Source organism: Skermanella sp. (assembly GCF_059503625.1).
On the sequence record NZ_JCACHA010000699.1, the window covers coordinates 1 to 11,656 of the forward strand.

11 protein-coding genes are annotated in these 11,656 nt (G+C 66.0%); 5 read left to right on the plus strand and 6 right to left on the minus strand.

From position 1 onward, the window contains the following. On the minus strand, positions 1-782 hold a 782-nt coding region (locus tag AC5JJ6_RS23140; RefSeq protein ID WP_496044309.1), incomplete at its 3' end, for an SDR family oxidoreductase. A 208-nt stretch (positions 783-990) separates the two neighbouring features. Then, on the minus strand, positions 991-1,506 hold the full coding sequence (locus tag AC5JJ6_RS23145; protein ID WP_496044310.1) for a ferritin-like domain-containing protein: 516 nt from the start codon (positions 1,504-1,506) through the stop codon (positions 991-993). Positions 1,507-1,669: 163 nt separating this feature from the next. Between AC5JJ6_RS23145 and AC5JJ6_RS23150 the strand changes: the two genes are divergently transcribed. Next, the gene (locus AC5JJ6_RS23150; protein WP_496044311.1) at positions 1,670-2,107 is read left to right on the plus strand and encodes a hemerythrin domain-containing protein; all 438 of its coding nucleotides are present in this window, start codon (positions 1,670-1,672) and stop codon (positions 2,105-2,107) included. A 187-nt stretch (positions 2,108-2,294) separates the two neighbouring features. On the opposite strand, the gene AC5JJ6_RS23155 is transcribed toward AC5JJ6_RS23150, so the two are convergent. From AC5JJ6_RS23155 to AC5JJ6_RS23170, 4 genes are read right to left on the minus strand one after another with little or no spacing between them, the layout of a single operon-like run. After that, positions 2,295-2,990, minus strand: a complete 696-nt coding sequence (locus AC5JJ6_RS23155) for a class II aldolase/adducin family protein (protein ID WP_496044312.1) — start codon at positions 2,988-2,990, stop codon at positions 2,295-2,297. A 17-nt stretch (positions 2,991-3,007) separates the two neighbouring features. Next, positions 3,008-4,432, minus strand: coding sequence for an FGGY-family carbohydrate kinase (locus AC5JJ6_RS23160; protein ID WP_496044313.1), 1,425 nt, complete (start codon positions 4,430-4,432; stop codon positions 3,008-3,010). Next, on the minus strand, positions 4,429-5,901 hold the full coding sequence (gene xylB / locus AC5JJ6_RS23165; RefSeq protein ID WP_496044314.1) for a xylulokinase: 1,473 nt from the start codon (positions 5,899-5,901) through the stop codon (positions 4,429-4,431). The genes AC5JJ6_RS23160 and xylB overlap by 4 nt, the downstream gene beginning before the upstream one ends. Beyond that, positions 5,898-6,926, minus strand: a complete 1,029-nt coding sequence (locus AC5JJ6_RS23170) for a LacI family DNA-binding transcriptional regulator (protein ID WP_496044315.1) — start codon at positions 6,924-6,926, stop codon at positions 5,898-5,900. Before AC5JJ6_RS23170 ends, xylB begins: the two co-directional genes overlap by 4 nt. A 147-nt stretch (positions 6,927-7,073) precedes the next feature. Between AC5JJ6_RS23170 and AC5JJ6_RS23175 the strand changes: the two genes are divergently transcribed. From AC5JJ6_RS23175 to AC5JJ6_RS23190, 4 genes are read left to right on the plus strand one after another with little or no spacing between them, the layout of a single operon-like run. Further along, positions 7,074-8,069, plus strand: a complete 996-nt coding sequence (locus tag AC5JJ6_RS23175) for an autoinducer 2 ABC transporter substrate-binding protein (RefSeq protein WP_496044316.1) — start codon at positions 7,074-7,076, stop codon at positions 8,067-8,069. A gap of 59 nt (positions 8,070-8,128) precedes the next feature. Continuing rightward, the gene (locus tag AC5JJ6_RS23180; protein ID WP_496044317.1) at positions 8,129-9,610 is read left to right on the plus strand and encodes a sugar ABC transporter ATP-binding protein; all 1,482 of its coding nucleotides are present in this window, start codon (positions 8,129-8,131) and stop codon (positions 9,608-9,610) included. Further along, positions 9,603-10,619 (plus strand): ABC transporter permease, encoded by a 1,017-nt coding sequence (locus AC5JJ6_RS23185; protein WP_496044318.1) that lies wholly within the window; start codon positions 9,603-9,605, stop codon positions 10,617-10,619. Before AC5JJ6_RS23180 ends, AC5JJ6_RS23185 begins: the two co-directional genes overlap by 8 nt. Continuing rightward, positions 10,616-11,638 (plus strand): ABC transporter permease, encoded by a 1,023-nt coding sequence (locus AC5JJ6_RS23190; RefSeq protein WP_496044319.1) that lies wholly within the window; start codon positions 10,616-10,618, stop codon positions 11,636-11,638. The genes AC5JJ6_RS23185 and AC5JJ6_RS23190 overlap by 4 nt, the downstream gene beginning before the upstream one ends. Positions 11,639-11,656 lie beyond the last annotated feature (18 nt).

Here is an 11,656-nt window from a genome sequence, read left to right on the forward strand (position 1 = left end):
ATCCGGGTCATCAGCGACGGCATCAGCCGCTTCTGGATGGCCGCGACCTTGCCGACACCGCCGATGACGACCTCGGCGCGCGGGTTCCCGGCAAGGCTGACGACGGTGCGCGCCACCTTTTCCGGCGTGTAGACCGGCGGTGCGGCGCGGACGCGGTGGTGGCTGAAGTTAGCCGCATGGTGGAAGAACGGCGTGTCGATGACCGAAGGCAGGATCGTGCAGATGTGGATCTCATGCTGGTCCAGCACCTCCTGCCGCAAGGCTTCGGAGAAGCCCCGGACGGCGAATTTGCTGGTGGCATAGGCGGTGGAATCGGGCTTGGCCAGACGCCCGACGATCGAGGCGTTGTTGATGATCACGCCATAGCCCTGCGCGCGGAACTGGCGCATCGCGGCCTTGGCACCGTAGACGTAGCCGAACAGGTTGGTCTCGATCACCCGGCGCCACACGTCGGACGGGATGTCCTCGAAACGTCCGAAGACGCCGACGCCGGCGTTGTTGAACCAGACGTCGATCCGGCCGAAGTGCCTGAGCGCCTGGGCGGCGAGGTTCTCGACCTGATCCTCCTGCGTCGTGTCGGTCTGTACGGCCAGCGCGTCGCCGCCGAGTTCCAGACATTCCCGCTCCACGTCGCGCAGCATGTCCAGCCGACGGGCGGCCAGGACTACGGAGGCTCCCTGCTTGGCGAAGGCGTGTGCCGTCGCGCGGCCGATGCCGCTGGAGGCGCCGGTGATCACGACCACGGGGTAGTCGGGGTGAGAAGGCATCGCGAGGTCCTTCATTTCCAATGTTGTCCAAAGATAATGGCTGCGTAGCCGGCAAACTTGCTGCAATGCAGCATGCGCGGACTAACAGGACCGTCTCACCATGGTTCCGGGCGATATTCGGACAAAGCGGAAACGAAAAACCCCTGGACGGGCTATCGGCCCATCCAGGGGGGTCGGGGGCGCCCGGTCAAGGGACGGGCGCCGCGGCCTTGAAAGCCGTCGATTACATCTTGGCCTTGGTATCCTGCACGCTGAGCTGGATGTACTTGCGGGTGACCGGCTCGATCATGTCGGCGACGGTCTGCGCCATTGCCTGCTCTTCGCGGAGCGACTGCTGAAGGCCGGTGACGTTGGTGAAGCTGGAGGCTTCGGCCATGATCAGGAGCGACTTGTAGGCGGCGATCTCGTAGTTCTCGAAACCGTGGTTCGCCAGCATGTTCTTGATGATCTCGTCATCCGCCGGGGCATGGGCGATGGCCGCCATGTTGCCCATGAAGCCCATCGCGGCTTCCTTGATCGTGGACGGGCTTTCGGCAAGCTGGTTCAGGATCTCGTCGATCCGCTGGCGCTGCCCCTCGGTTTCCTGGATGTGCTTGCGGAGCGCCTGCTCGACTTCCGGATAGTTTTCCAGGCGCTCGACCTGACGGTTCATGATCTGCAACGCCTGCATCTCCAGGGCATGCGCATTGCGCAGGCCGGTGACGAAGAGATCGCGTGTTGCGTCTGAAGAAACGGTCATGGTGGATGACTCCTGTTTGGGTTTCTGGTGCGACAACCGAAAAACTCCGAAGTGGTTCCCGATGCGTGCAATTAGTTGGCGGTTGTGCCGGTAATAGGCGGAACCCGTATCAGGATGGCCGGTTTACCGGACCGGAGCGTCAACCCGTGGAGGAGTCTCAGTCATGATCCTTGACACAATTCTATCGGACCACAAGGCGGGCCGGGACCTGTTCGCCCTGGCCGGCAACTCGGTGTTCGAGGGTTATGCCGAGCGTGCCGATTTGTTCGACCGCTTCAACAAGCTGTGGACCGCGCATGCCGATATGATGGACGAGGCCGTCTTTCCGGTCCTGGCGGAGGTCGCGCATCGGGCGGAACCACTTGAGCAGATCCGTCAGGGGCAGGACGAATTGCGTGGGATGATTGCCGGCCTGGCGGCGCGAGCCGCCGACAAGTCGAACGAGAACGATCATTGGTTCGCCGATTTTCACCGGCTGAAGCCGCTGTTCGAGCGGCAGGTAGACCGCGAGGACACGCTGGTCGCTTCGATGATCCAGCAGGATTTGAAGCCGGAGCAGATCGCCCGGATGACCATGACGGCGGAGGGGATGAGAGGGTGAACCTCCGTTAAAGGCCGCCCCCGCCCGCCCTTTCCGTCATGCCCGGACTTGATCCGGGTACCTCCCGGCGAAGGCTTACGTGAGGACTTCAAGCTGAAGTCCAGATGTCATCAGCGAAGCTCCTGAAAGGAGGTACCCGGATCAAGTCCGGGTATGACGAAAAAGAAGGAGGGGAAGACAGGCAAAGTCAGCCGGCGGCTTGCCGGGGCCGTGCGATGTCGTTGATGCCGTCGAGGTCGGGCGCTTGGCCGTAGCTCATGCGGCGCATCTGTTCGAGCACGCGGGCCATTTCGTCGTCGGGCAGGACCGGCGGTTCGCCCAGCGTGAGGGCGTGGACGTACATGCGCGACAGGGTTTCGACCTCGTTCGCCAGCCAGAGGGCGCTTTCCAGCGTTTTGCCGAGCGAGATCTGGCCGTGCTGGCCGAGCAGGCAGGCGAAGCGGTCTTCCAGGGCTTCCAGCGCATAGTCCGATAGCTGCTGGGTGCCGAAGGTCGCGTATTTGGCGCAACGGATCGTCGTGCCGCCGGCCACTCCGGTCATGTAATGGAAGCTGGGGATGGTCTTGTGGTGGCAGGCAAGCGTCGTCGCAAAGATCGAGTGGCAGTGCAGGACGACGTCGATATCGGTGCGCTGGCGCAGGATGTCGCGGTGAAAACGCCATTCCGACGACGGGCGGCGGCCCGTATAGGTTCCGTCGAACGCCATTTCCACCAAGTCTTCGGGCTGCATGCGGTCGTAGGGCAGCGACGACGGCGTGATCAGGAAGCCGTCTTCCGTGCGGACGGACAGGTTGCCGGCGGTCCCCTGGTTGATGCCGGTCGCGTTCATTTGGCGGCAGGTCTCCACCATCTCGCGGCGGAGGTCTTGATTGGTCGTTTCCATTGTTCCCTGGTCTCCGGTTATAGCGTCTTGGTCTGTTGGGCGAGATCGAGCCATCGGCCCCGGTAGGCCGTGAGGCCGGTGAGGTTCAGCGCCGGGGGCGTCTCCAGCGGGATTGGGACGGGAGCGGTCCGTGTCTCGTGGGAGGCGAGCAGGGCGGAGCCGGCCGCCGTGCCCTGGCTGTTGAGGTTGAACAGGGTCGGGCTGCCGGGGCGGAAGGCCGCCACCAGCGCCGCGTAGAGCGGGTCGCGGACGAAGCTGCCGTCCAGGATCACCAGCTTCTCGCTGCGCAGTGCGTCCAGGCAGACCGACGTCAGCAGGGCGGTGTAGAGGACGGCGAGCGCTCGGCGTTCTTCCGGCGTTTCGGGGGGAGGGCCGATGATCCGGCCCCGGGCCTTGCTGCCGGGGAACAACCCGTCCTCGTTGCCGAAGGAGGGCAGGGCCATCGTGCCCCGGTCGATCAGGCGGGCGACCGTGGCGGGGTCGGCGCGGGTAGTGCTGGGGGACTCGCCTGCGACTTTCGAGAACTCGCGGCCGCCCATGGTCAGCGCACCCGCCAGCGGACGGCCGTGGACGTCGGCGTTGCAGGTCATGCCGCGCGCTTCGGACAGGGCTGCGGGGTCGAAGCTGTCGCTGAGGCCGACGATCCAGGTTCCGGTCGAAACGACGGTCATGTCGGAAAGGCCGGCGGCCTGATAGCGGTAGAAATTGGCGCTGCTGTCGTGGATGCCGCAGAGGACTTGCAGGGCCGGGGGCAGGTTATGGCGGCGGGCAAGTTCGGGGCGGATCGGGCCAAGCGCCTTCCAGGCCGGGGCGAAAGGCGGTATCAGGCGTTGCCAGTCCCTTGCCGCAACGATGGACGCCGGGCGGCGGTCGGGCGCGTTCCAGATATGCGACTGCGCGCCGAGGATCGTCACTTCGGACGCGGCGACGCCGCTGAGGCGCCATGCCCAGTATTGCGGCACCCCCAGGACGTGGCGGGTCTTGGCGAAGGCTGCCGGGTGTTCCTGCTCGATCCACAGCATCTGGCGGGCGATGTGGGTGGCTCCCAGCATGATCGGGCTGCCGCGCTCGAGGTAGGGGCCGGCGGCGTCGGCATAGGCGCGCTCGACCGACGCAGGGAGCGGCTGTTCGTAGTCGATCATCGGGGCGGCGGGGCCGTCGTCGTCCACTAGAACGCAGCCGGACCCGTGGCCGCAGGCGACGACGGTCGTCAGTGGATGGCGGCTCGCCAGAGTGGCAAGGCTGGTCAGCAGCCAGTCTTCCAGGTGGCACAAGTCGTGGTGGCGGTAGGGTGGACCGTCGAGCGACGGGTTGGGGGTGGAAAGGGTTTCCAGTACCTCCCCCCGTGCCGTGACGACGTTGAGTTTGACGTTGGTCTTGCCGATGTCGAAGACGGCGACTGTATTCATGCTGTCGGGTGGCGTGTTGCTGTTATCGTTCACGCTCTGAATTCCTCCCTCAGTGCCCGGTAGAGACGCCGGAAGCGGACCGAGTTTTCGCGGTAGGCTTCGTGAAGGCGCCGGTCGGGTTCCGTTACGTCCAGGGTTGGCGGCTTGGTGCAGACGGCGTCGATGGCTTCTCCTGTTGCGGCTATGCGGGCGAGGCGGGCGGCTCCGAAGGCAGGACCGCTCTCACTGCCGGTGTAGCGGGTAATCGGAATGCCGAGCGTGCTGGCGATGATGTGGGTCCAGAACAGGCTGCGGGCGCCGCCGCCGATGATGGCGGCGTGGGTGACCGGCGTTCCGGCTGCGGTCAGGCAGTCATGGGCTTCGAGCAGGGAATAGGCGACGCCCTCCAGCACCGACTGCATGACGGCGGTGGGGCTGGTTTCCGGCGTCAGGCCGAACAGGACGCCGCGCGCATGCGGGTCGTCGTGGGGGGTGCGCTCTCCGGCCAGATAGGGCAGGAACAGCAGTCGCTGCGGGGCGGTGAAGGCGGCTTCGGTGCGGGCGAGAAGGTCCGGGATATCCGGCTGGCCGGTCAGGCGCGCCGCCCATTCGACCACGCTGGCGCCGTTCAGCAGCGCCGCCATCTGGAACCATGTCCGGGGAAGGGTATGGGCGAAGCTATGGATCAGCGTTTCGGGATAAGGCCGGTAGCTGTCGGTCGTGACGAAGATCTGCGCCGAGGTCCCGAGCGAGATGAAGGCGTCGCCGCCGTGGATCGCGCCGATGCCGACGGCGCCGGCCGCGGCGTCTCCGGCTCCTCCCGCAACGATCGTGCCGGGGGGCAGGCCCCATTCGGCGGCGATGGCGGGGAGCAGGCGGGACGCCGGGGCGGTTCCGTCCGCTATCCGGGGCATCTGCTCATGGGTGAGGCCGCAGGCGTTCAGCAGTTCGGGCGACCAGTCGCGGCGCGCTTCGTCGAGAAGCAGCGTACCGGCGGCGTCGGTCGGGTCGGTGACATGGTCGCCGGTCAGCTTCAGGCGGACATAGTCCTTGGGCAGCAGGATGTGGGCGGTCTGGGTGAAGAGCGCCGGTTCGTGATGGGCCAGCCAGAGCAGCTTCGGCGCCGTCAATCCCGGCATGGCGACGACGCCGGCGATAGGACCGAGGCCGGGGATAGCGGCCTGGAGAGCTTCGCACTCGGCGGTGGCGCGGCCGTCGTTCCACAGGATCGCGGGGCGCAGGGGGCGGTCGGACGCGTTCAGCAGGACGGCGCCATGCATCTGGCCGGACAGGCCGATGGCGGCCGTGCGGGCGAAAGCTTCGCCTGCACTCTGGCGCAGGGTGGCGACGGCTTGGCAGGTGGCGGTCCACCACTGGTCGGGGTGCTGCTCCGACCAAAGCGGATGCGGGCGGCTTGTGGTCAGCGGCACGGCGGCCGAGGCGAGAAGCGTCTGCGCTTCGTCCACCAGGACGGCCTTGACGGCCGAGGTGCCGATGTCGATGCCGAGATAGGTACTGCTCATGCCGGGACCTTGACGTGCGATGGGCCTAGCTGCGGCGGGATCTTGGTCAGGGGGTGATCGCCGGCGCGGTAGTTCTCGATATAGCTGAACCCCTGCTCGATCATGGCTTCGACATTCTGGCGCAGCATGGTGACCGGGAACGGCAGAAAGGCCGCGAAGGGGTCCCAGTCGAAGCAGCCGATGAAGCGGCCCTCGAAGGCTTGGGGCGGGAGGGCGCGGAAGAATTGCACCGCCCCCTCGAACGCCGTGATCGAGTTGATGAAGAGGCCGGCGGGCAGGCCGCCGAGCTTATCGTGCAGGTGTTCGATGGACTCGCGGGCGGTCGGTGGCCAGTAGCCGCAGCGGTGGATATGGGTTTCCGGCAGGGCGATGCCTCGGGATGCCAATGCGTGGCTGAAACCGGCGATGCGCTCCTCCGTCGCGTATTCCCCGGCGACGCCGCCCAGGAAATGGAAGCTGGGGTCGGGGGCCGCGATTTTATCCAGCAGGATGTCGGTCAGCATGCGGGCGCCGCCCTGGTTGTCGGTGACGACGGAGGGAGCGTTGGCGCCGGGCAGGTCGATGTTGACGCACGGGATGTTGGCGGTGCTGCACAACTCGTTCAGCGGATCGGGGTTGGCGACGCCGACGATGAACAGGAATTCGACCTGATGGGACAGCAGCCGCTCGACCACCTCGCGTTCGGTTTCCGGTTTGCGCTGGGTGCTGACGACCATCGGGCAGAAGCCACGGGCACGGGCGCCAGCCTCGAAGCTTTCCGACAGACCGGCGAAGAAGCGGTTGCGGTAGTGCGGCATGATCATGCCGGCCAGACCGGAGCGGGCGAGGCGCAGTCCCCGCGCCTTCATGTTGACGTTGTAGCCGATGGTCCGGGCGGCATCGAGGATGCGGGTCGCCGTGGCCTCGCTGATCCGGTAGCGCTGCCACGTGCCGTTCAGCACCATGCTGACGGTTGCTGGCGACGTGCCCGTCGCCGTCGCGATGTCGTAGATCGTGGACCTGCGCTGTCCCTTCGCCGTTGCCATCTTTTTCGTGGCTCCTCCCCATATCGGCTAGTGGCCGGAATTAGATGATAGAGCATCTTGACCGGTTTGCTAAATGGATTTAGCGTTGCCGTCACAAAGTTAAGAAACACCCGGCGCGGGCTGGGAAACAAAAATGGAGGAGGAAACATGACCAGCAGGCTCAGCCGGATTCTGCTCGCCGGCGTCTTCGCGCTTGGCGTCGCTTCGACGGTTACGGTCGCCGATGCGGCGGAACGCATGGGCGTGGTCGTCAAGATCGGCGGCATTCCCTGGTTCAACGCGATGGAAGCCGGCATCAAGCAGCGCGGCAAGGAACTGGGCGTCGATGCCTTCATGGTCGGCCCGACCAGCGCCGATCCCGCCCTTCAGGTGCGCGCGGTCGAAGACCTGATCGCCCAGGGCGTCGATGTCATCGGCGTGGTGCCGAACGACGCCGAAGTGCTGGAGCCGGTGCTTCAACGCGCCCGCGATGCCGGGATCAAGGTGATCACGCATGAATCGCCCAAGCAGAAGAACGCCGACTGGAACTTCGAGCTGGCCTCGGTCAACGGCTTCGGCGACGCCTATGGCAAGATGCTGGCCGACAAGCTGGGCGGCAAAGGCAAGTACGCCGTGTTCGTCGGCTCGCTGACGGTGCCGCTGCACAACGCCTGGGCCGACGCCGCCATCGCCTATATCAAGAAGAACCATCCCGACATGCAGCTGGTCGGCGACCGCTACGGCGTTGCCGAGAACGTCGATGAATCGCGCAAGACCGCGCTGGACCTGATGCGGGCGCATCCGGACCTGAAGGGCTTCCTGGCGTTCGGCAGCCAAGGCCCGATCGGGGCGGCCCGCGCGGTGAACGAGCGGCGCAAGGGCGGCGAAATCGCGGTGCTCGGCCCGTTCTCGCCGGGGCAGGGCAAGCGGCTGGTCCATGACGACGTCCTGACCGGCGGCTTCATGTGGAACCCGATGGAGGCCGGCAAGGTCTTCGTGACGCTCGGCGACATGCTGGCGAAGGGGCAGGAGATCAAGGACGGGATGGAGATCCCCGGCCTGGGCGTGGTGCATCCGGACATGGCGGAACGGAACATCATCGTCGATCAGCTGGTCGAGCTGAACAAGAACACGGTCGATAAGCTGGCCGACCTGGGGCTTTGAACAAGAACCCTCTCCCCCGAAGAAGGGGGAGAGGGAAGGGTGACCCACAGGATCATTACATGCTTCTTGAACTCCGAAACGTGTCGAAGGTCTTCGGCGGCGTCAGGGCCTTGCAGTCCGTGTCGTTCGACGTGGCGCCGGGCGAGGTGCTCTGCCTTGCCGGGGAGAACGGCTGCGGCAAGAGCACGCTGATCAAGATCATCAGCGGGGTCTACCGGCCGGAGCCGGGCGCCGAGATGCTGTTCGATGGCAAGCCGATGGAAGGGCTGACGCCGGGCATCGCGCGGTCGCTCGGCATTCAGGTGATCTGGCAGGATCTGGCGCTCTTCCCCGAAATGACCGTCGCCGAGAACATCGCCTTCGAGCGCAACCTCGGGGGACGGCCCCGGCTGGTCGATTACGGCGCGATGCGCCGGATCGCGGCGGAAATGCTGGCGCGGCTGGGCGTCGGCATCGATCTCGATACTCCGGTGCGGGAGCTGTCGATAGCGCAGCGCCAGATCGTCGCGATCTGCCGCGCGCTGATCGCGGAAACGCGGCTGGTTTTCATGGACGAGCCGACGGCCTCCCTCAGCCAGTCGGAAACCGACGCGCTGCTGGCCATCGTGCGGCGGCTGTCGGCGGACGGCATCGCCGTCGTCTTCGTCAGCCACCGGCTGGCGGAGGTGCTGGAGGTTTGCAGCCGGGTCACCGTGCTGCGCGACGGCCGCTACGTCGGGACCTTCCCGACCGAGGGCATGACCCAGACCCGGCTGACCGAGCTGATGACCGGCCAGACCTTCGACCAGGACGTCCGCGCCGCCGACCGCACGGCCAATCCGGTCGTGCTGGAGGTCGAGGGGCTGACCCGGCGCGGCGATTACCAAGATGTTTCGCTGACCGTGCGGCGGGGCGAGGTCGTCGGAATCACCGGCAGGCTGGGGGCGGGTAGGACGGAGTTGGCGCTGTCGCTGTTCGGCATGACCCGTCCCGATGCCGGAACGATCAAGCTGAACGGCCAGCCGTTACGGCTGCGGTCCAACCGCGACGCGATCGACGCCGGCATCGCCTATGTGTCGGAAGACCGGCTGTCGCTGGGTCTGGTCCAGCCGCAATCGATCGCCGACAACACGGTGATCCCGGTGCTCGACCGGCTGCTCGGGCCGGCGCGGCTGCTGTCGGAACGCAAGAAATCCACGCTGGTCGGCGAATGGATAAAGCGGCTGGCGGTCAAGATCGGGCGGCCGGAAGACCCGGTCAACACGCTGTCCGGCGGTAACCAGCAGCGCATCGTGCTGGCCAAGTGGCTGGCGACGGAGCCGAAGGTGCTGATCCTGGACTCGCCGACCGTCGGCGTCGATGTCGGCGCACGGGCGGGCATCTTCGCCATCGTTCACAAGCTGGCGGAGGAAGGCATGGCGATCCTGCTGATCTCCGACGAAATCCCCGAAGTCTACTTCAACTGTGACCGCATCCTGCACATGCGCGATGGCCGGCTGATCGACGAGTATCTGCCGGGCGCCGTGCCGATGGGGCGGATCGAAAGCCAAGTCCATGCGTAGTCTTCGACTGCCTCATATCGGCTCGACCGAGCGCTGGCTGATGGTGGTGATAGCGCTGATGTGCCTGTTCCTGGCGCTGACCACCGATACCTTCTTCACTCTGGTCAACCTGTTCGACCTGCTCAACATCAGCGCCGTCAACGTCATCTTCGCGGCGGGCTTGCTGGTGGTCCTGATCGCCGGCGGCATCGACATCTCGTTCGCCGTGGCGGCTTCCGTCGTGCAGTATTTGACGGCGCTGACCGTCGGTTATTTGGGCGGCGGCAACTGGGCGGTCGGGTTCCTGGTGGCCGGCTTCTTCGGCTTCGCGCTGGGGGCGATCAACGCGACGCTGATCTGGCGGTTCCGGATCATCTCCATCGTCGTGACCATCGCCACCTTCAACCTGTTCTTCGGCGCGCTGATGTTCTTCACGCAGGGCGTATCGATCTACGACCTGCCGGACTGGTGGCTGGACCGGATCATCCTGTTCGAATTCGACACGGAGATCGGCTTCGCCGAGCTGACCTTGCCGGTGGCCGTCATGGCGGCCGTGGTGTTCGCGACGTGGTTCCTGATCCGGCGGACGACGCTGGGACGCCAGCTTTACGCGATGGGCGACAACATGGAGGGCGCGCGGCGGATCGGCATCAACATCGCCGGGATGCACTATCTCGCCTATGGCTGGATGGGAATCATGGCGGGGATCGCCGGTCTGATGCAGGCGCACTACGCGCAGGAAGTCGTGCCCAATGCGATGTATGGCCGGGAGCTGGAAGTGCTGGCGGCGGTCGTGCTGGGCGGCGCCCGGCTGGGCGGCGGACGAGGCACGCTGCTCGGCGCCTTCCTGGGCGTGGCGCTGGTCGCCATCACGCAGAACGGGCTGAACCTGCTGGGCGTCTCGCCCTACGCCTTCAAGATGATCGTCGGCGCCGTGATCCTGGTCGCGATCACGCTGTCTGGCAGCGGCGTCGGCAACCTTCTGGCCGGAGCCATGGGACGCGACAAGCGCAGGGCGGTGGCGACATGACGCGGCTGATGACGACCAAATCCTCTCATTCGACGCCCTGGCTCAGCCGGATCGTCACGCTGGGAACGGGCAGCGAGATCGCCGGGCTGCTGATGCTGCTGGCGGTGGTCGTGCTGGTCTTCAGTCTGGCGACCGACCGGTTCCTGACGGTGCCGACGTTCACGTCGGTGGCGTTCCAGTTGCCGGAACTTGGGCTGCTGACGCTGGCGATGCTGATCCCGATCCTGTCGGGCGGGCTCAACCTGGCGATCACCTTCACCGCCAATATCTGCGGGCTGGTGCTGGCCTGGGTGCTTCAGGCCAATGGCGGGGTCGAGGCCGGGATGCCGGCCTTCCTGCTGGGCGGGCTGGCCGCCGTCGCGGTCGGCGCGCTGATCGGCTGGGTCATGGGCGCAGCCATCGCCTATACCGGCGCTCATCCGATCCTGGTGTCGCTCAGCATGATGATCTTCCTGCGGGGACTGGGCGAGTTCGCCACCAGGGGCGGCGATATCTCCGGCTTTCCGGACTTCGTCGGCATGCTCGGGCATGGCTGGTTCGCCGGCATACCCATGCCGCTGTGGATACTGATCGCCTGCGTGGCGCTGTGGCACCTGATCCTGAACAAGACCCGCCTGGGCCTGACCATCTACATGGCCGGGTCCAATATCGAGGCGACGCGCTATTCAGGCATCGATACCAAGCGCACGATCATGCTGGTCTATACCCTGTCCGGCCTGATGTGCGGCATCGCCGGCATCCTGATGCTGGCGCGCTTCAACTCCGTCCGGGTCGGCCATGGCGAGGCGTATCTGCTGATCACGGTGCTGGCCTGCTTCCTGGGCCGCGTCGATCCGTTTGGCGGGTTCGGGCGGGCGCTGCCGGTGGCGCTGGCGCTGCTGATCCTCCAGGTGATCTCGTCAGGGCTGAACCTGCTGGGAGCCAACCAGCATCTCGCCACCGCCATGTGGGGCGCCTTCCTGATCGCCGTCATGGTCGTCCGCCATGTCTGGGCCGGGCGGTCCGTCCGGCGGACCTGACGCTCACCCTTTACCCAA

Coding starts and splice junctions, on each gene's coding strand:
- AC5JJ6_RS23175 (WP_496044316.1), top strand. CDS start 7,074: ATGACCAGCAGGCTCAGCCGGATTCTGCTCGCCGGCGTCTTCGCGCTT.
- AC5JJ6_RS23150 (WP_496044311.1), top strand. CDS start 1,670: ATGATCCTTGACACAATTCTATCGGACCACAAGGCGGGCCGGGACCTG.
- xylB (WP_496044314.1), bottom strand. CDS start 5,901: ATGAGCAGTACCTATCTCGGCATCGACATCGGCACCTCGGCCGTCAAG.
- AC5JJ6_RS23155 (WP_496044312.1), bottom strand. CDS start 2,990: ATGGAAACGACCAATCAAGACCTCCGCCGCGAGATGGTGGAGACCTGC.
- AC5JJ6_RS23170 (WP_496044315.1), bottom strand. CDS start 6,926: ATGGCAACGGCGAAGGGACAGCGCAGGTCCACGATCTACGACATCGCG.
- AC5JJ6_RS23180 (WP_496044317.1), top strand. CDS start 8,129: ATGCTTCTTGAACTCCGAAACGTGTCGAAGGTCTTCGGCGGCGTCAGG.
- AC5JJ6_RS23145 (WP_496044310.1), bottom strand. CDS start 1,506: ATGACCGTTTCTTCAGACGCAACACGCGATCTCTTCGTCACCGGCCTG.
- AC5JJ6_RS23185 (WP_496044318.1), top strand. CDS start 9,603: ATGCGTAGTCTTCGACTGCCTCATATCGGCTCGACCGAGCGCTGGCTG.
- AC5JJ6_RS23190 (WP_496044319.1), top strand. CDS start 10,616: ATGACGCGGCTGATGACGACCAAATCCTCTCATTCGACGCCCTGGCTC.